At 62.9% G+C, this 17,457-nt stretch carries 19 protein-coding genes and 1 pseudogene; 11 read left to right on the forward strand and 9 right to left on the reverse strand.

Annotated elements, in window-relative coordinates:
* Positions 1-138 precede the first annotated feature (138 nt).
* The 3 genes from AC6JA3_RS20110 to AC6JA3_RS20120 all read right to left on the reverse strand — a co-directional run bounded on the left by AC6JA3_RS20110 (position 139) and on the right by AC6JA3_RS20120 (position 2,800).
* Positions 139-1,323, reverse strand: coding sequence for a glutamate--cysteine ligase 2 (locus tag AC6JA3_RS20110; RefSeq protein WP_026547396.1), 1,185 nt, complete (start codon positions 1,321-1,323; stop codon positions 139-141).
* 38 nt (positions 1,324-1,361) lie between these two features.
* The gene (locus tag AC6JA3_RS20115) at positions 1,362-1,817 is read right to left on the reverse strand and encodes a hypothetical protein (protein ID WP_026541779.1); all 456 of its coding nucleotides are present in this window, start codon (positions 1,815-1,817) and stop codon (positions 1,362-1,364) included.
* Positions 1,818-2,035: 218 nt separating this feature from the next.
* Complete coding sequence (locus AC6JA3_RS20120; RefSeq protein WP_397334573.1) at positions 2,036-2,800, reverse strand: GAF and ANTAR domain-containing protein; 765 nt, start codon at positions 2,798-2,800, stop codon at positions 2,036-2,038.
* 188 nt (positions 2,801-2,988) lie between these two features.
* Between AC6JA3_RS20120 and AC6JA3_RS20125 the strand changes: the two genes are divergently transcribed.
* The 6 genes from AC6JA3_RS20125 (at position 2,989) to AC6JA3_RS20150 (ending at position 8,322) form a co-directional block, all read left to right on the forward strand.
* On the forward strand, positions 2,989-3,420 hold the full coding sequence (locus AC6JA3_RS20125; protein WP_223944422.1) for a hypothetical protein: 432 nt from the start codon (positions 2,989-2,991) through the stop codon (positions 3,418-3,420).
* A 47-nt stretch (positions 3,421-3,467) separates the two neighbouring features.
* Positions 3,468-3,671 carry a hypothetical protein gene (locus AC6JA3_RS20130; protein WP_155854619.1) on the forward strand — a complete coding sequence of 68 codons (204 nt, stop codon included), beginning with the start codon at positions 3,468-3,470 and terminating at the stop codon, positions 3,669-3,671.
* A 480-nt stretch (positions 3,672-4,151) separates the two neighbouring features.
* Positions 4,152-4,943, forward strand: coding sequence for a DeoR/GlpR family DNA-binding transcription regulator (locus tag AC6JA3_RS20135; RefSeq protein WP_497920552.1), 792 nt, complete (start codon positions 4,152-4,154; stop codon positions 4,941-4,943).
* Positions 4,940-5,932, forward strand: a complete 993-nt coding sequence (locus AC6JA3_RS20140; protein ID WP_026541775.1) for a 1-phosphofructokinase family hexose kinase — start codon at positions 4,940-4,942, stop codon at positions 5,930-5,932. Before AC6JA3_RS20135 ends, AC6JA3_RS20140 begins: the two co-directional genes overlap by 4 nt.
* Positions 5,929-7,959 carry a PTS fructose transporter subunit IIABC gene (locus tag AC6JA3_RS20145; RefSeq protein WP_026541774.1) on the forward strand — a complete coding sequence of 677 codons (2,031 nt, stop codon included), beginning with the start codon at positions 5,929-5,931 and terminating at the stop codon, positions 7,957-7,959. Before AC6JA3_RS20140 ends, AC6JA3_RS20145 begins: the two co-directional genes overlap by 4 nt.
* 84 nt (positions 7,960-8,043) lie before the next feature.
* Complete coding sequence (locus AC6JA3_RS20150; RefSeq protein ID WP_024819123.1) at positions 8,044-8,322, forward strand: HPr family phosphocarrier protein; 279 nt, start codon at positions 8,044-8,046, stop codon at positions 8,320-8,322.
* 161 nt (positions 8,323-8,483) lie between these two features.
* On the opposite strand, the gene AC6JA3_RS20155 is transcribed toward AC6JA3_RS20150, so the two are convergent.
* The 4 genes from AC6JA3_RS20155 to AC6JA3_RS20170 all read right to left on the reverse strand — a co-directional run bounded on the left by AC6JA3_RS20155 (position 8,484) and on the right by AC6JA3_RS20170 (position 11,293).
* Positions 8,484-9,071: a TetR/AcrR family transcriptional regulator gene (locus tag AC6JA3_RS20155; protein WP_497920553.1), complete on the reverse strand. Its 588-nt coding sequence runs from the start codon at positions 9,069-9,071 to the stop codon at positions 8,484-8,486.
* A gap of 6 nt (positions 9,072-9,077) precedes the next feature.
* Positions 9,078-9,635, reverse strand: a complete 558-nt coding sequence (locus AC6JA3_RS20160) for a hypothetical protein (protein WP_026547391.1) — start codon at positions 9,633-9,635, stop codon at positions 9,078-9,080.
* Positions 9,636-9,808: 173 nt separating this feature from the next.
* On the reverse strand, positions 9,809-10,771 hold the full coding sequence (locus AC6JA3_RS20165; protein WP_026541771.1) for a DNA topoisomerase IB: 963 nt from the start codon (positions 10,769-10,771) through the stop codon (positions 9,809-9,811).
* A 42-nt stretch (positions 10,772-10,813) separates the two neighbouring features.
* Entirely contained in the window at positions 10,814-11,293 is a 480-nt protein-coding gene (locus tag AC6JA3_RS20170; RefSeq protein WP_026541770.1) for a Dps family protein, read from the reverse strand.
* A gap of 309 nt (positions 11,294-11,602) precedes the next feature.
* Here AC6JA3_RS20170 and AC6JA3_RS20175 point away from each other — a divergent pair, with 309 nt between their 5' ends.
* Entirely contained in the window at positions 11,603-11,773 is a 171-nt protein-coding gene (locus AC6JA3_RS20175) for a hypothetical protein (protein WP_167332885.1), read from the forward strand.
* A gap of 132 nt (positions 11,774-11,905) precedes the next feature.
* Here AC6JA3_RS20175 and AC6JA3_RS20180 read toward each other — a convergent pair whose 3' ends face one another.
* Positions 11,906-12,121, reverse strand: a complete 216-nt coding sequence (locus AC6JA3_RS20180; RefSeq protein ID WP_026541769.1) for a hypothetical protein — start codon at positions 12,119-12,121, stop codon at positions 11,906-11,908.
* Between the two features lie 116 nt (positions 12,122-12,237).
* Between AC6JA3_RS20180 and AC6JA3_RS20185 the strand changes: the two genes are divergently transcribed.
* The 3 genes from AC6JA3_RS20185 to AC6JA3_RS20195 are packed head-to-tail and all read left to right on the forward strand — an operon-like array spanning position 12,238 to position 13,766.
* A complete protein-coding gene (locus AC6JA3_RS20185) occupies positions 12,238-12,762 on the forward strand; it encodes a DUF6328 family protein (protein ID WP_035761033.1) in 525 nt (174 codons plus the stop codon).
* A 5-nt stretch (positions 12,763-12,767) separates the two neighbouring features.
* Positions 12,768-13,475 (forward strand): DUF6766 family protein, encoded by a 708-nt coding sequence (locus AC6JA3_RS20190; protein WP_091552769.1) that lies wholly within the window; start codon positions 12,768-12,770, stop codon positions 13,473-13,475.
* Between the two features lie 24 nt (positions 13,476-13,499).
* A complete protein-coding gene (locus AC6JA3_RS20195) occupies positions 13,500-13,766 on the forward strand; it encodes a DUF7218 family protein (RefSeq protein ID WP_026541766.1) in 267 nt (88 codons plus the stop codon).
* An 82-nt stretch (positions 13,767-13,848) separates the two neighbouring features.
* On the opposite strand, the pseudogene ku reads toward AC6JA3_RS20195, so the two are convergent.
* Positions 13,849-14,712: pseudogene (ku, locus tag AC6JA3_RS20200) on the reverse strand (non-homologous end joining protein Ku); the annotation flags it as partial.
* Positions 14,713-14,750: 38 nt separating this feature from the next.
* On the opposite strand from ku, the gene AC6JA3_RS20205 reads away from it, so the two are divergent.
* On the forward strand, positions 14,751-17,384 hold the full coding sequence (locus AC6JA3_RS20205) for an ATP-dependent DNA ligase (protein WP_497920554.1): 2,634 nt from the start codon (positions 14,751-14,753) through the stop codon (positions 17,382-17,384).
* The last annotated feature ends 73 nt before the right edge of the window (positions 17,385-17,457 follow it).

Here is a 17,457-nt window from a genome sequence, read left to right on the forward strand (position 1 = left end):
CGGTTGCCGCCGCACCCGAGGCGACCGCCGCCTCGTACTGTCTGCCGGTTGCCGTTCGTCTTCCGCGCTGTCTGCCCGCTGCCGCCGCACCCGCCGTACTTGTTCACCCGCCGGACTTCTTCGCCTGCAGTACTTTCCCTAGTGACTCAGCACCCCGGCGTCGGACCGTTCGCCGTCCTGGTGGGTGGAGGCAATGGCGGCGGATACGACGTCGGACAACCGGCGACGCTGGCTGTACGCCTGGCGTTGCAGCCGTTCGCCGGTGCCCCGGCGGAGAATGTTCGCCACGCCTGCCCGGGCGAGGGCAAGATCACCGGTGGCTGTGAGCGCCGGGCGAACGTGTCGGAGGAGGGCGCCGGCAACATCAGCAGCGGGATAAGGACGCTGTTCCAACGGGTGCAGCAACTGGTGGTTGGTGCCGAAGCGGCTGGCTTTCCAATTCGCCATCCGGATGACCGGCGTGAGCGTGCTTGACGCCGGTTTTCCCTGCCGCCACTCGGCCGCCGAGGTCTCCACCAAGGCCCGGGCAATCACGGCGATGGTGAGGGCGTCCTCGGCATAGAGGCACACGTCCGCTATGCGCAGTTCGACAGTGGGATGCCCTTTGGAGAGCCGGGCATCGAAGTAGATCATGCCCTCATCCAAAGGAACTCCAGTCCCCAGCAGCTCCGAGAGCATGGCTTGATACCCCTCCGCGGAACCGAAAACATCCATGGGACCCGCAGTGGGCCATCTGTTCCAGATCTGCGTGCGATAACTGGAAAAGCCTGTGTCGGCCCCCATCCAGAAGGGAGAATTGGCGCTCAAGGCCAGGAGCACGGGCAGCCAGTGCCGCATCCGGTCCAGGACGGCTACTCCTTCGTCCGGGGATTCGATGGACACGTGGACATGGAAACCGCAGGTGAGCTGCTCACGGGAAATCAGCCCGAATTCAGTCCCCATGGCCGCGTACCGCTGGTTCCCCATGGTGGGTGTGGCGTGGAAAACGGGTGGTGTGGCCAAGGCCGCCACTCGCGCCCCCACGGCCCGGGCAGCTTTGTCGGACAATGCGCGTCCGGCACGGATCTCGGCCCTGAGTTCGGCGGCAGTTCGGCAGGGCCGCGAGTTGACTTCCACCTGCTCCTGCTTGAACTCCGACTTCAGCGTCGCTTTTCCGGCACCGCTTCCATGGGCACCGCCTCCGTCTGCACCGGCGCTGTCCCCGTCCTGCGCCTCATCAAAGTGCGGGGCAGCAACGTCCAGGAGGTCTGCGGCCAGCGCCAACGGCATTCCGTCCGCGGGATCTGCGATCAACAGTTCCTCTTCGACACCAAACGTACGCATGGCCACCCCTCCCGCTGTTGGTTATTCAGAGACGGCGATCATCCAATGTGGCGTGGAACCTCCATTTGGAAACCGCAACGGCAATGCAGCACCTGCGTCTGCAAGTAGACCTCCAGGAGGCTGGGACTTTCCGGATCATCGGTGGTCCGGGGCGCCTCAATCACCCGTTCAGTGGGGCGTCCCAAGGTCATGGGATCGCCGCAGTGGGTGCAGCTGAACCAAAGTCCTGCTGCGGAAGTGGAAAGAAATTCCCGTTGGATCTCAGGCACCAAGGCCACCAGCGGCACAGCGTGGGCATAGAACGTATCGCACTCGCTGCAGGTGTAGCTGACTTCTACTACCTCGGACCGATTCGGTTGGGCCTCAACCACCGTTTCAACAAAAATGTACGAATCAGTGCCGCATACTGTGCACCAGGGCCGCGCTCCGGTTTCACCGGTTGCGGGATCCGTCCCTCTGGCAGGTTTTGGGACGGGCAGGGATCCAAGCGTCATTGCCGTTCTCCTTTTACTTCTCCAAGGAGCCAGCATGCCTGCACGTCAGTGCCGGCCGAAAGCGGCCGCGGCTAAAAGGTGCAGTTCTTGGACCATCCGTGATGGCACCAGGTGACATGAGGCTCCAAGGGCTATCTGCTTAACCCACCTAAAATGTAGATCACCAGTGGTGCGCGTCACAAGTCACGGTCTGGCCACAGGCCGGCCGGTCCTCCGGATCAGGGCTCGAAATGGGCCACGGGAGCCTGCTTGGCCACACTGGTGACCAGGGACTCTGCGACCTCACGCAGCTTCTGGTTCCGGGTGCTGGAGGCCTTCTTGAGGATCTCGAACGCTTCCTCCTGGGTACAGCGGTTCTGCCCCATGATGATGCCGCATGCCAGGTCAATGACGGTCCGGGACTGCATGGCATCCTGGAGGTCGTCGGCGTGCTGCTGCTTTACCCCGATGCGCACGGCCAACCTCAGCGAGCGCTCCGCCTGGCTTGCGTACAGTTCACAGTTTTGGATGGTGGCGTCATCAAAGACACCGGCCTGGGGAGCAAAGAAGTTCAGCGCAGCAGTTGCGCCTTCATCCAGTTCCAGCGGCACGCAGAGTGCAGATAGGTGCCCGCGTTCCGCGATCACCGTGCAGTACTCCTTCCACCGTTCCTCGATGGAGGTGTCAGGAACATGCACGGTGGAATGGCTTCTCATTGCCTCCAGGCACGGTCCGTCCCCGTAGGCCTGCTGGACTTCGTCGATCAGCTTGGCTTCCTGGGTGCTTCCGGCCACCGTTGCGGTGCGTCGACGGCGGCTGACGGTGATCCCGCAATGGACTGGCACGCCAACAGCCCTGGACACGGCTGCCGCCGAGAAGACTGCGAGATCGCCAAGGAACCCGCCCACGTCTTCGCTGTCAATCACCAGGTCCTGCAGCTGCTCCGGCACCGAAATTTCGTCTGGCGCCGACGCAGCATCAGGCAGCGCTAATTCAACGTTCATTTCGTCCATGCCTTAGTTTACGGTCGTACTGCTTCAGCTTGTCACCCCTTTTTGGATGCCTACAAAATCCTTGCATATGCGGTGCACCTATGTGCACAATCTAGCTAACAGTCCCCATCACAGGACCCAGGCTTTCCAGCTCATGCAGACGGGCGTCCCGCATTTTTTCGATGCAGAGGTACAGACCCATGCCGGCCCAGCCAGCGTCCAGAGTTCCAGACGAAGCCCACCAACCGCCTGATGAGCCGTTGTGGTGCCAGCGCTGCAACACCGACAAAGACCTGCTGGTGAACTCCATCCAATCGCACTACCCACCTGCGCCCAACATGGTCGAAGTGACCTACGAGTGCAATGCCTGCAGGTACGCCTATCAGCAGGTGGCATCGGTCCAGCGCGTGGCGCTGATCCTGAACCGTCCGGGCGTGAACCAGGGCGTATTGCAGTTTGGCGGGCAGTATCTGCACTGCGGCGAGCCCATGAAAACCAAGAGTTGTGAGCTTCGCAGGATCCAGGCCCCCTTGGTCCTCAAGCCCGGCGGCCAACTGCGGATATACGAAGTACTGATCAACACACGCATCCTCGGATGCCACTGCGGATTCCGCATGGAGATCCCGGAATGAGGATCAGCGGCCGCAACACCGTATCTGGAGCTACCGGGAGGGATAGCATGCACACGGAATCACAGAGGAAAGAATCTTCATCCACGGCCTCACAGCTCAGGCCGGCCAACAGGCGCAAGCTTCCCGATCCGCCGGATCCGGACAACCTGCCCATCGACTACCGGAGTTCCGGCTGGGATTCCAGCCGCTACCCGTCCTCTGTCCCGGAGAGCCTGAGGCCGCAGCATTCGTCGCGTCGAAGGAGCGCCTGACCATGAGCGAATTTCCTCCGGACCCGTCCCACCCTGGCCCCTCCCGCGGTCCGGGCACGGATCCAACCCGCGAGCCAGGACCTACCCCCGAGCCCGTTCCCTTGCCAGAGCCAGGGCCGCCGCCCGTTCCGGACCCCACGCCTGAACCCCCGACGCCGGGACCTGCGGTTCCGTCGCAGCCCGGCCAGGGCGAGCCACCGACTCCCTTGACCTAGGGGGCACACCACAGACCGGATCCCGGCAAATCCCCCAGTCAGGATCCGAACAAGGGCATGCTGCGCTACAGGGAGCACGGCATGCCCTTTGTTGTGCCCGGAAGTTGCTGCGACCAAAGCGGTGAGGCCTTCAATCTTTGTTTATGTTGGTTTCTCTTGACTTACCAACACAAACAAAGATAGAGTCAAGCAATTCCACATCGTTGTGACAGCAGTCACGGAAGTGGCCGTCTTGAATGTTTGGCTTGACCGCAATGGAGGGTAAGTGTTCGCCGAAGAACGCCAGCAACTGATCTCCGCACTCGTCGCAGAGCGCGGACGGGTGAGCGTCACTGACCTTGCCGACCGTTTCAGCATCACCACTGAGACAATCCGCCGGGATCTCGCAGCCCTTGAAGTTTCCGGGAACCTGCGCCGCGTCCACGGAGGCGCCGTACCCTCGGACCGCCTCAGCACCCGCGAGGAAAGCATCCTTGAACGCGCCGTACAGCGCCAGATCGAGAAACTCCGCATTGCCAACGCGGCCCTCGCCCTCATCCCGGAACCCACAACAGGCAGCATCCTCCTGGACGCAGGCTCCACCACGGAAACCCTGGCGGACCTCCTTGCCCAGCGGGCGCCATCGGTCAACGGAACCGATGAACTCGTGGTGATTACCCACGCCATTCCCATCGCCGGCAAGCTCTCCTCCACCCCCGGCATAGCACTCCAGATCCTCGGCGGCCGGGTCCGCGGCCTGACCCAGGCCGCCGTCGGGCAGTCCACAGTGGAGGCCGCCTACAAACTTCGCCCGGACATCGCTTTTGTGGGAGCCAATGGCATCCACGCAACCTTCGGTCTCAGCACCCCCGATCCTGAGGAAGCCGCGGTCAAGGCCGCCTTCGTCACCTCAGCCCGTCGCGTGGTGGCCTTGGCCGACTCTTCCAAGCTGGACTCCGAAACACTGGTCCAGTTCGCAACGTTGAAGGATGTTGACACCTTGATTACAGACAGCCAACCCTCCCCCGAGCTCGCCGCGGCGTTGGCCGATGCCGGCGTCGACGTGGTGATCGCATGATTGTCACCTTGACCGCCAACCCCAGCCTTGACCGCACGGTGGAACTCCCCGGCGCCCTGGCCCGCGGTGAAGTGCAGCGTGCGGTGGCCGTCCACCAGGAATCCGGTGGGAAGGGCGTCAACGTTTCGCGGGCGCTCGTGGCCTCCGGCCTCGACACCGTGGCAGTTCTTCCGGGCGCAGACTCGGACCCCGTCCTTTCCGGACTGCACGACGGCGGCGTGCCGTTCGCCGCGCTTCCCATCGGCCAGGCGCTGCGCAGCAACGTCACGCTCACCGAACCGGACGGTGTCACCACCAAGATCAACGAACCCGGCCCGGAACTGAGCGGTGAACAGCAGGAAGCCCTGATCGGGTTGCTGCTGGAGCGCTCCCGTGGCGCCAGCTGGGTAGTACTGGCAGGATCGCTCCCACCAGGAGTGCCTGCGGATTTCTACGCCACAATCGCGCGTCGGCTCCGGTCGAACGCGGACGGAACGGCAACGCCCGGCATCGCCATCGACTCCTCCGGGGCACCCCTTGCGGCCGCCTTGGTGGGCGACGCCGCGGGGAAACCGGACCTCCTCAAGCCGAACGCGGAAGAGCTCGCAGAGCTAGCTGCCGCCGCCGGCTTCACCAACGTCTCCACCGCTGACGAACTGGAAGCGGACCCGGCCAAAGCCGCTGAAGCCGCAGCCGCCGTCGTCGCCAGCGGTGTAGGTGCCGTTCTCGCAACACTCGGGTCCAAGGGAGCAATCCTGGTGACGGCGGACGGGGCGTGGCTCGCCACGCATCCGCCCATCAAAGCCGTCAGCACGGTGGGCGCCGGGGACTCTTCACTTGCCGGCTACTTGCTGGCTGCAACCCAAGGCGGCTCTGCGCAGGACTGCCTTCGTCAAGCCGTGGCACATGGTGCCGCTGCTGCTTCGCTGCCAGGCTCCACTGTCCCGGCAGTCCACCAGACAACCCCAGACGCCGTAACCATCACGGCCCTCCAGAAGGACTCACAGTGACCCAGCTGATCACACCCCAATTGGTCACCCTCGACCAAAACCTGGGCGACTCCCCCGCCGACGTCATCCGCGTCCTGGCCGGCAAGGTTGCCGCCTCCGGCCGTGCTTCCGAGGTTGAAGGCCTCTTCGCCGACGCCTTCGCCCGCGAGCAGAAGACAGCCACCGGCGTCCCCGGCGGCATCGCGATCCCGCACTGCCGTTCCGCAGCGGTCCAGGAACCTGCCCTTGCCATGGCCCGCTTGTCCCACAAGGTGGATTTCGGCGCCAAGGACGGTCCCGCGGACCTCATCTTCTTCATCGCAGCCCCGGACGGCGCGGACCAGGAACACCTGAAGCTGCTCTCCAAGCTGGCCCGGTCCCTGATCAAAAAGGACTTCACCGCAGCGCTGCGTGCGGCGGCCACTGAGCAGGACATTGTTGACCTCGTGGACGGCGCGCTGGCCGATAAGCCGGCTGCCGCACCCGCACATGCTGCCGCACCTGCCGCGGTTTCCGGCTCTGGCGCCGGCACGACGGCGGCTTCCGCACCCAAGCGCATTGTGGCCGTGACAGCTTGCCCCACCGGCATTGCGCACACGTACATGGCTGCCGACTCACTGGTGGCTGCTGCCAAGGAAATGGGCGTCGACCTCCAGGTGGAGACCCAGGGGTCATCCGGTGCCAAGCCGCTGGACCCGGCCGTGATTGCAGCAGCTGACGCCGTAATTTTCGCCGTCGACGTTGATGTTCGTGGCAAGGAGCGCTTCGCCGGCAAGCCGGTCATCAATGCTCCCGTCAAGCGCGGCATCGACGAACCCACCAAGATGGTGGAGGAAGCACTCGCTGCCGCCAACGATCCCCGGGCACGCCGCGTTCCCCATGCCGGCGCTGAAGACCAGGCTGAGCGCGCCGAGGAGGAGAAGGGCGAGCACATCGGCCAGAAGCTGAAGCGCGCCCTCCTGACCGGCGTGAGCTACATGATTCCGTTCGTGGCCGGCGGTGGCCTGCTGATTGCGCTTGGCTTCCTGCTCGGCGGCTACGACATCACCGGAGTCGCAGACAAGGTGGTTCTCGAGAACAACTTCGGCAACCTGCCCGAGGGCGGACTCACCATCTACCTCGGCGCGGTCTTGTTCAAAATTGGTGCCCTCTCCATGGGCTTCCTTGTCCCGGCGCTGGCCGGCTACATCGCCTACGCCATCGCCGACCGGCCCGGCATCGCCCCCGGCTTCGTTGCAGGCGCCGTTTCAGGGTTCATGGGTGCAGGGTTCCTTGGTGGCATTGTGGGCGGCCTCCTGGCCGGCTACATCGCGCACCTGATCGGAACCTGGCAGGTGCCGCGCTGGCTCCGTGGCCTGATGCCCGTGGTTATCATCCCGCTGCTTGCTTCAATCGTTGCCTCCGGCTTGATGTTCCTGGTCCTCGGCGGCCCCATCGCCGGCCTCACAGTAGCCTTGAACACTTGGTTGACCGGCATGAGCGGCGCCTCCGCCGTTGTTCTCGGCATCATTCTTGGCCTCATGATGTGTTTCGACCTCGGCGGCCCGGTCAACAAGGTTGCCTACGCGTTCGCAGTTGCCGGCCTGAGTGCCGGCAGTTCAGACAACCAGGCTCCGTGGATGATCATGGGCACGGTCATGGCTGCCGGCATGGTTCCCCCGCTTGCCATGGCATTGGCTACCGCCCTGGACAAGAGAGTCTTCACCCTCAACGAGCGTGAGAACGGCAAGGCAGCCTGGCTGCTGGGAGCCTCCTTCATCTCCGAAGGTGCCATTCCTTTCGCAGCAGCAGACCCGCTGCGCGTCATCCCGGCCAGCATGCTGGGCGGCGCCCTCACCGGAGCCCTTTGCATGGCTACCGGCGTAACGTCCCAAGCACCGCACGGGGGCCTGTTTGTCTTCTTCGCCATCGGCAACCTGCTGATGTTCATTGTCTCGATCGTCGCAGGCATGGTGGTCAGCGCCCTGGCCGTAATCGCCCTCAAGCGCTGGGCCGTCAAGAAGCCGGTGGAAGCAGCGGAACCCGCACCGGCCACAGCAAGCGTCTAGCGTCACCCCGTCCGGGCCTCCACGGTCTAGACTTCCCACAAAGCCACCACCGACAACCGCCACCCTTCACAAAAAGGAGCACCAATGCCAGAACGTACAGCCACCATCGCAAGCCGCGTCGGCCTGCACGCCCGCCCGGCAGCCATCTTCGCTGAGGCAGCCGGAGACCTGGATATCGACGTCACCATCGCACGCCAAGGTGAACCCGCCGATGACGCCATGGACGCTGCCAGCATCCTGTCGCTCATGAGCCTGGGCGCCTCCCACGGAGACGTCGTGGTGCTGCGCGCCGAGGGTGAAGGTGCGGACGCCGCACTGGACAGCCTGGTCAAGATCCTGGAAACGGACCACGACGCCGAGTAGCGATTACTTAATCTTCAGCGCCAAAGAAAGAGCCTGGTGACTTCCTGATGTGGGAGTCGCCAGGCTCTTTCTTTGTGGTGTGGATAAGTCGCGGTGTCGCCGTCATCCGGGATGGGTCTTCGTCCGCAGCCCTGTTTCGTCCGCAGTAACTGCGGGAGGGCTTACTGGTTGGCGAGTGAGTCGAGATGGCGCGCGAGCACACCGGGCATGTGGCTTGAAGCCGGCAACTCCCCGCTCCACAGTCCTTGCATGGCGATTCCATCAAGGAGTGCCCGCAGCCGCTGCGCTTCGTAGCCGGGATCGCGCCCGTTGTGGAACAGGCCCGCCTCGATCAGGATCTGCACAGCTGCGTGGCACGCTCGATCGACTGCTTCGCTCAGCCTGGTCGCCGCAGGACGGAGCTGGCTGTCGGTGAGGGAAAGAATGCCGAGTTGGACCTGCGCCACCAGTTCCAAGCGCCGCTCTTTGTCGAGGGGGAGCAGTTGCAACAGCAGCCCATCAACGAGTTCGCGGCCGGTCAGCCCGAGCGAGGAGATCCTGGCGGTGACCCGATCCTCGATGAGTTGCAGGCAGTACTCCCGAAGGGCGTGCTGCGTAGCAAATGACCGCCGCAACGAGGCAGCAGCAATGCCTGCTTCCGCTGCCACCCCGCGGACTGACAAGCCCACGAGCCCATGACGTTCGAGGACCCGTAAAGACGCCTCCGCTATCTCAGCGGTGCGTGCTTCGGCGTCGATTCTGCGCGGCATGGTGTTTCAGTGCGAAGAGGCAGCAGAGGACAAGGACCGGGCGGCCTTCTTGGGCCAGATTGTGTAACTCACAGCCCAGAGGAAGTCGATGGCAAAGATGATCCCCAGGATGCGAAAGAACCCGGCGAGGGCTGCGGTTCGCTCTGCGTCATTGACCAGAAGGATGATCGCGCCCAGGGTTGCGCCGGCGATGACTACCGCCAACGCAGTTAGAAGCACATCCCGCCAGCATTTGACCGTGTAGCGGGAGCCTGTGACGCGTTCCGGTGCGGGGCCGCCCGCAAACCGGTGGTGGAAGTGCCCATCGGCCCATGCCACCATGCGCTTGCCGTACGCGATGGAGACGCCGATGTAGATCGCCGCCAGCCCGTGCTGCCATGAGGCCGTTCCCCCGCCGAGCAGATCAACTGCCACCAAGGCGAGCAGGACGGCGTCGATCACCGGAGCAAGGATCAGCAGGGCTCCACCGAGTCGGGGCCTCCTGAGCAGGTACCGCGCTGCGAGTCCGGCGATAATCGCCACCCAAAACGCAACTTCGCACACCACGATTGCGACCAGAATCATTCACTGCTCCCCAAGGCTCGTTCATGCCGATCTTTATTAGTACGAGTGTACTCACAAAGCTCCTGGAACAAACCCAGGGCCCGGGACCGCCCTCAGGACCCGGGGCAGTTGGAGGGTGCCGGGGCAGTTGGAGGGTGCCAGGGCAGTTGGAGTGTGCCGGATAACCCTCCGGGCTACCCGCCCGGCGTTTCACCGTTAAGGAAGGCCGCAACCGAAGCTTCGGTGGGCTTGACTTCCTTCAGTTCCCCCTCGAGGTAGGCCTCGATGATGCGCGGGTCCACGTAGGAGGAGCGGGCCACGGACGGGGTGTTGCCCAATATCTCTGAGGCTTCCTTGATGGCCCGGACAATTGCTTGGCGGGGGGTTCCCTTATGGCCGGACTTGATCAGGCAAAGGGCCGCCGCGGCCGTACCCTTCCAGGTCCGGAAATCCTTGGATGAGTAGGCATCGCCGGTGATGCCTCGCAAGTATCCGTTAATCATGGAGGCATCCACGGAGACCCAGGTTCCCTCCGAAAGGTAGGCAAGCAGGCGCTCCTTGCCCGGGCGCTCGGCCAGTGGTTCCAGGAAGGCGGCCAAGGCGGGGTCGTGGATGGATTTGTCCCACAGTTGGCCGCTCTTGCCTGGGAACTTCAGGAAGACGTCCTGCCCTTGCACCCGCGCATGGCGGCACCGGAGTGTAGTGAGCCCGTAGGAACCGTTCTGCTTCATGTACACCTCGGAGCCAACCCGGAGCGCGCCGAGGTCCATCAGCCGCACGGCAGCGGCGAGGGTCTGTTGCCGGGGATCGTCCATGTTTTGCAGGTGGACGGTGACGTTGCGCCGGATCGCCGGCAGCACCAGTCCCAGCTTGGCGGCGCGAATGAATTTCTCGGTGTCTTTCCGCTCCCGCCAGGTGGGGTGGTAGATGTATTGGCTGCGCCCGGCGTCGTCGACTCCGGTAGCCAGGATGTGTCCGTTCTCGAAAGGACTGATCCACACATCGGTCCATGCAGGCGGGATCGCCAGCGCATTAATGCGCTGGCGATCCTCCTTGCTGACCAGACTCCCGTCCGGGTGCCGGTAGCTGAACCCTTTTCCTACCCTGCGGCGCACGATGCCGGGCTTGGACAAGTCACTGCGCTTCAGCCTGGGCACGGCTCTTCCGCCCTACTCGTGATCCACCCGGTCCGTGGCGTTCTAGGCTTCGTCCGGATCCGTGACGGAAGCGCCGGCGTTCATGATTTCTGCGTTGATCATCCACACCAACTGCTCAAGGCGGGAGATGAACGCGTGCAGCAGGTCAGCGGTGGTGGGATCTTCCTCATCCACCTCGTCATGGACATCGCGCATGGTCTGCACAGCCCGCTCTACGCGGTCCGTGACCAGCTTGACGGCGTTCTTGGTGTTGACCAGGCCGGCAGGGAACTCCTCCAGGCGCGTGCCCTTGGCGATGGTGGCACTGCGGCCATCCGGCAGGGCATGGAGTGCGCGCATACGTTCGGCGGTGTCGTCGGCAAACTGGCGCGTGGCCAGGACCAGCTCATCCAGTTGAAGGTGAAGATCCCGGAAGTTCGGTCCCACAATGTTCCAGTGCGCCTGCTTCCCCTGGAGCTGCAGCTCGATGAGGTCGGTCAGGACGATCTGAAGGTTGTCTGCAAGCTGCTGTGACGCTTTCATGTGTTCCTCTCATGGACGTTCATGTGAGCCAAAAATGCGCCGCAAAATTTCTGCGGCAACTGCCCAATCATCAAGTGACGACTGGCATAAGCCTTTCATAAGGATGCTTAGTAGTACAATGAGGAGTGTTAGTGTTCACAACTGGCGAACTTGGCTCCCAGCGGAGCTTGGGGAGCCAAATGCGGTAAAGGCACTTTGAGGCGGCCGAACGCCTTGGAGTACCGGCATAACTCAATCGAAGTAAATCGGAATGCATAGTTGGGAATCCGCGATTCATCAAAGATTCCCCCAGAAAGGAATGTGCTGACCATGAATACACTTCTGATCATTGCTGGTGTAGTAGCAATTGTTCTCCTCCTTGTAGGCGGCTTCTCCCAGGCCCTTAACTGGTTGCTGTGGGTTGGCGTCGTCCTCCTTGTTGTCGCAGCCATCGGCTGGTTGCTGAGCTTCATGTCAGGTCGCAGGGGACATACGGTTTAGGCACCGCTGGACCCCACCCGGACTCAACGGGTACTCCATCTGCACTTAAAGGCCACATCTGCACTTACAGACCACGAGGGCTGTTCCCACCACTGCAAGTGTGGCGGGAACGGCCCTCGGGCATCATCAGCCTCAGCCCGGGGCATCCCCGGTGGCTGAGGGCGGTGGGGCAGCATCGGAGTCCTGGGGTGTGGGAATCTCGTCCACGGCAGTATCGGGGACTCCCTGGGCCGGCCGTTCCGGCGTCTCGCGTTCATCACCCTGGCCAGGCATTTCCTGTTCCGGGGTGGGTGTACCGTAGCCGCCGGGCTCGCTGTCCGGTTCCACGCGGTGTTCGTCCTGGCTCATTGCTTCCTCCTTGGAAATGGCGATGAGGCCCCGATGCAAAATCGAGGAATGCTGACAGTTCGACCGTAGTCCCGTGTATGGTCGTCGTCCACCAAAACCATCTTGGAGGTGCAGAGATGATAGAGCCGGAGCAGGCTCCCAGAACCGGCCGCAACGAATCCGTTGAGGAGCGTATGGACCGCAACTGGATGGAATTGATCCAGGAATTGCGGGTGCTCCAGACCGGGGTCCAGATTCTGGGCGGTTTCCTGTTGACGCTGCCCTTCCAGGGACGCTTCGAATATCTGGACGACTGGCAACGGAGCCTCTACCTGTTCAACGTGATGGTGGCGGCGCTGACTACCGTCCTCATAGTGCTCCCCGTCAGTGTCCACCGCCGGCTGTTCCGCAGGGGCCTCAAAGCCACGCTGGTTTCGACAGCCGACGTCGTCACCAAGTGGGCATTGGCCGGTGTGGCGTTGCTGATCGTTGGATCGGCCACCTTGGTGTTCGATTTCACCGCCGGCCGGACATCCGGACTGGTGGCCGGAGGATTCATCATCCTGGTGCTTCTGCTCCTGGTGGTGGGAACCCCGGTATGGCTGCACCGCCGCGCCGTCCGCAACGGGGAAGGCAATAACGGAACTGCGCGAGAGGTGTGAAAAAGATGCTGCGACCTGCCCAACACGAACAGACATCCGGCAAGGCCCAAAAGCGCAATTGGGTCAAAGACCACGGCCTGCTGCTGGTCAATGCGGGCCTGTTCGTCTTTTTCCTCGGCGGAATGATCCTTTCAGGGGCCGCCAATTACAGCGAAGAACAGCAAGCGCATGGTGAACCGGCAACGAGCCTGACCGATTTCCTGACTTCGGGAAGCTTCTGGGAAGCCGTCTTCGAGAACTGGGAGTCGGAGTTCCTTCAAATGGCCATGTACGTGGTCCTGACGGTATTCCTGTTCCAGAGGGGATCGTCGGAGTCGAAGCCTGTGGATAAGGACGCGCCCCAGGATGAGGACCCCCGTGACGCCAAAATGACCGCAAAGACCCCTTGGCCGGTGCGCCGGGGCGGCTGGGTCCTGAAGGTCTACGAGCACTCGCTTTCCGGCCTCCTCGGCCTGCTTTTCCTGCTCTCGTTCACCTTGCACGCATTCGGCGGTACGGCCGCCTACAACGACGAACAGCGCAGCCACGGCCTTACCGAGGTCTCCACCTGGGAGTACATGGGTTCCAGCCAGTTCTGGTTCGAGTCCTTCCAGAACTGGCAAAGCGAATTCCTTGCCGTAGCCGTTCTGGTGGGTGCCTCCGTATACCTCCGGGAGCGGGGTTCACCCGAGTCAAAGCCTGTTGCGGAGCCCCACTATGAGACGGGCGCCTAGCCACATCCGAGAAAGGAATGCATCATGCCAGGAAAGAAAAACTCCAGTTTGAAAGACCCGGAACTTTATGAAGAGCTCCGCGAGGATGGCGCCTCCAAGGAGAAAGCTGCCCGCGTCTCCAATGCCGCTGCTGCCAAGGGCCGCAAGGAAGTAGGAAGCAAGGGTGGAAAGTCCGGTGATTACGATGACTGGACGGTGGACAAACTGAAGTCCCGCGCCAAGGAATTAGGCCTCAAAGGCTATTCCGACAAGAAGAAATCCGAGCTTATCTCCATGCTGAGAAATCACTGACAGCGGTTAAGAAGCAGCGGCCGCTCGCACCGCGGCCGCTGCTTTTTGGGATCTTGATGGGTTTATTTACGACGCCGGTTCACGCCTTTTTCTTGGCCCGCGCCTTTGGTTTGGTGGCGGTTTTGCCGGCGGCAGCGGCGTCGTCGTCCGCTTTTTCCTTGCCGCGTTTCTTGTCCAGGCTGCGCTTCAGTGCCTCCATGAGGTCGATGACGTCGCCACCCTCCCCTTCGCCTTCCACGGCACCGAAGGTGGCCTCGGTATCCAGGGCCTCGCCCTTTTCCAGCTTGGCCTCGATCAGCGTCTTCAACTGGACCTGGTAGTCATCGGTGTACTCATCGGGATCAAAGTCATGAGCCATGGATTCCACCAGGGCCGAGGACATCTCCAGTTCCTTGTCCGAGATCTTGATGTCGGTCTCCAACGACGGGAACTTGGCTTCACGGACCTCGTCGCCCCACAGCAATGCCTGCAGCAGGAGGACGTCGCCCCGCACGCGCAGTGCACCCAACCGCGTTTTCTGCCGAAGCGCGTACTGCACGATTGCGATCCTGTCCGTGTCCTCCAAGGTCTGCCGCAGCAACATATAAGCCTTGGGCGATTTGGAATCCGGTTCCAGGAAATAACTGCGCTCATACATGATGGGGTCCAGCTGCTCGGCGGGGATAAACTCCACCACCTCGATTTCCCGGCTGTTCTCCTCCGGCAACGACTTCAATTCGGTGGAGGTCAAAACCACCGTGCGGCCCTCTTCTTCGTAGGCCTTGTCAATATCCTCGTAGGCCACTACTTCGCCGCAAATTTCGCATTTCCGCTGGTACCGAATGCGCCCGCCGTCCTTATTGTGGACTTGGTGCAGGCTTATATCGTGATCCTCCGTGGCACTGTAGAGCTTCACTGGTACGTTGACCAGACCGAACGCGATAGATCCCTTCCATATAGCCCTCATGCACCCAGTCAACAGCACAACACAGCAGAGGAGAAGAGGTGGCAGGCAAGCAACAGGAGCGCGTGAACGTGGAAGGCCACGAACTCACGCTCACCAACCTGGGAAAAATCATCTACCCGGAAACCGGCACCACCAAGGCCGAAGTGCTGGAGTACTACGCCGCCGTGGCGCCCTTCCTCATCCCCGCCGCTGCCAACCGGCCCGTCACCCGCAAGCGCTGGGTCAATGGGGTGGGCACCGCCGAAAATCCCGGGCAGGTCTTCTTCCAAAAGAATCTCGAGGACTCCGCGCCCCGCTGGATTCCCCGGGCGGCCATCCAGCATTCGGACCACGTCAACGTTTACCCCATGGTGAACAACCTGGCCACGCTCACGTGGATGGCCCAGATCGCCTCGCTGGAAATCCATGTTCCGCAGTGGCAAGTCGACCCCTCCGGCAAGCCCCTCCGCCCCGACCGCTTTGTCCTTGACCTTGACCCCGGGCCGGGGGCAGGACTGCCCGAGTGCGTCGAGGTTGCCAAACTTGCCCGCTCCATCCTCCAGGACATGGGCATGGACCCCGTCCCGGTGACCAGCGGCAGCAAAGGCATTCACCTTTACACGGGCCTGGATGGAACCTTGAAGTCCGAACAAGTTTCGGCCTTCGCTCACGAACTGGCCCGCGCCTTGGAATCGGACCATCCCGATTTGGTGGTGAGCGATATGAAGAAGTCCCTGCGCCACGGCAAGGTGCTGGTGGACTGGAGCCAGAACAGCGGTAACAAAACCACGATCGTCCCCTACTCGCTCAGGGGCAAGGCACACCCCACAGTGGCCGCCCCGCGCACCTGGCGGGAGCTCGCCTCCGCATCCTTGGACCACTTGGACTTCCAGGCGGTGATGAAGCGGGTCAGGACGGGCAAAGACCATTTCGCGCCCATCTCGGACCGGCACCTGCCGCCCCACGGTGAGGACGACAATGACGACGACGGCGCCGCGGCGGCTTTGAGCGGTTCGGGCACCAGCGGTTCGGGCACCAGCGGTTCGGGCACCAGCGGTTCGGGCACCGACAGTTCCGGCACCAGCGGTTCCAACACAAACCGCGAGCGCGTGGTGACGGTGGAGAACCGTCTCGCCAAGTATGTCGGGATGCGCGATCCGCAGAAGACCCCGGAGCCGTTTCCGTCGTCGTCGGCTGCTGGTTCAGCCGAGCCCCGATCCGGAAACTCCTCCTCCGATCAGCCGAAGCCCGGCGACCCTCCGCCGCCCGGCGGCATCTTCGTCATCCAGGAGCACCACGCCCGCCGGTACCACCTGGACCTGCGCCTGGAGCACGGCGGAGCGCTGGCGTCATGGGCGCTTCCCCGCGGCGTCCCGGAAACACCGGACCGCAACAATCTGGCGGTGCACACCGAGGACCACCCCATGGAATACGCAAATTTTGCAGGCGTCATTCCCAAGGGTGAATACGGTGCAGGGACCATGACCATCTGGGACCGCGGTGAGTACACGTGTGAGAAGTGGCGCGACGGCAAGGAAGTCATCGCCACCCTCACGGGCGAACCCGGCGGGGGCTTGGGCGGAACCAAGCGGTTTGCGCTGATCAATACGGGCCAGAACTGGCTTATCCATCTGATGAAAGAGCAGCCCGGGGGTCGGCGGGCGTCCTCAAATACTGCGCCGAAGTCCGGGTCACAGCCCTCTGTAACCGCGCCTGCCGCTCCCCAACCCATTCCGAATTACAGCCCCATGCTGGCCACTTCCGGGACCACCGCTGATCTCCGTGGCGACGACTGGCTGTTTGAACTGAAATGGGACGGGATCCGGGCGATCATCACCGGCACCGAAGGCAGGATCCGCCTCATGAGCCGCAACGGAAATGACCTCACCGCCACGTACCCGGAACTGACGGACCGTGCGTGCTGGCCCGACGGCGACTTCGTGGCCGACGGAGAGATCGTGGCCCTGGGCAAGGGGTCCCGCCCCGACTTTGGCCGGCTCCAGGCCCGGATGAACCTGGTCAAGTCGGCCGACATAAAGCGCGCACAGGCATCGGTCCCGGTGCAGCTCATGCTCTTTGACCTGCTTTACGACGCCGGCACGGACCTGAGCGGGCTGCCGTTCAGCGAGCGCCACCAGAAGCTCTCCGGCTTTGCGAAGCGCCTGCGCAAGGGTTGCCCCCTGCACTTGTCAGCGGTGTTGGACCACGATGTGGAGGACCTCATGGCCAGTGCTGCCGAGCTTGGCCTGGAAGGTGTCATGGCGAAGAAGGCCGATAGCCGTTATGTGATCGGCCGCCGCAGCAGGTCCTGGATCAAGCTCAAGCTGGAGCAAAGCCAGGAGGTTGTGGTGGGCGGTTGGCGTCCGGGCGCCGGGGCCAGGAGCGGGACGTTCGGTGCGCTGCTGCTGGGCATTCCCGACGGCAACAAGCTGCACTATGTGGGAAGGGTCGGTACCGGCTTCAAGGACTGGCAACTCCGCGAGGTCATGGAGCAATTGGAGCCCCTGGTGGTAGCGGATTCCCCGTTCGCGGATATTCCGAGGGAGGACGCTGCCGGAGCCCGGTGGGTCTCCCCTGAGCTGGTGGCCGAAGTGACATTCGGGGAATGGACGGGCCCCGGCCGGTTGCGCCATCCCGTATGGCGGGGGTGGCGTCCGGACAAGTCCCCCAACGACGTAAGCCAGCCCAACTGAGTAAGAGATAACGCTCTATTGAGGGTTCGATAGGGCGTTTGCTGTCACTCAGTAGGGCTGGCTACGCGGGGTG

It is taken from the genome of Arthrobacter sp. TmtSoilC79 (assembly GCF_059739405.1).

Coding starts and splice junctions, on each gene's coding strand:
- AC6JA3_RS20110 (WP_026547396.1), bottom strand. CDS start 1,323: ATGCGTACGTTTGGTGTCGAAGAGGAACTGTTGATCGCAGATCCCGCG.
- AC6JA3_RS20115 (WP_026541779.1), bottom strand. CDS start 1,817: ATGACGCTTGGATCCCTGCCCGTCCCAAAACCTGCCAGAGGGACGGAT.
- AC6JA3_RS20120 (WP_397334573.1), bottom strand. CDS start 2,800: ATGAACGTTGAATTAGCGCTGCCTGATGCTGCGTCGGCGCCAGACGAA.
- AC6JA3_RS20125 (WP_223944422.1), top strand. CDS start 2,989: ATGCCGGCCCAGCCAGCGTCCAGAGTTCCAGACGAAGCCCACCAACCG.
- AC6JA3_RS20130 (WP_155854619.1), top strand. CDS start 3,468: ATGCACACGGAATCACAGAGGAAAGAATCTTCATCCACGGCCTCACAG.
- AC6JA3_RS20140 (WP_026541775.1), top strand. CDS start 4,940: ATGATTGTCACCTTGACCGCCAACCCCAGCCTTGACCGCACGGTGGAA.
- AC6JA3_RS20150 (WP_024819123.1), top strand. CDS start 8,044: ATGCCAGAACGTACAGCCACCATCGCAAGCCGCGTCGGCCTGCACGCC.
- AC6JA3_RS20155 (WP_497920553.1), bottom strand. CDS start 9,071: ATGCCGCGCAGAATCGACGCCGAAGCACGCACCGCTGAGATAGCGGAG.
- AC6JA3_RS20160 (WP_026547391.1), bottom strand. CDS start 9,635: ATGATTCTGGTCGCAATCGTGGTGTGCGAAGTTGCGTTTTGGGTGGCG.
- AC6JA3_RS20170 (WP_026541770.1), bottom strand. CDS start 11,293: ATGAAAGCGTCACAGCAGCTTGCAGACAACCTTCAGATCGTCCTGACC.
- AC6JA3_RS20175 (WP_167332885.1), top strand. CDS start 11,603: ATGAATACACTTCTGATCATTGCTGGTGTAGTAGCAATTGTTCTCCTC.
- AC6JA3_RS20180 (WP_026541769.1), bottom strand. CDS start 12,121: ATGAGCCAGGACGAACACCGCGTGGAACCGGACAGCGAGCCCGGCGGC.
- AC6JA3_RS20185 (WP_035761033.1), top strand. CDS start 12,238: ATGATAGAGCCGGAGCAGGCTCCCAGAACCGGCCGCAACGAATCCGTT.
- AC6JA3_RS20190 (WP_091552769.1), top strand. CDS start 12,768: ATGCTGCGACCTGCCCAACACGAACAGACATCCGGCAAGGCCCAAAAG.
- AC6JA3_RS20195 (WP_026541766.1), top strand. CDS start 13,500: ATGCCAGGAAAGAAAAACTCCAGTTTGAAAGACCCGGAACTTTATGAA.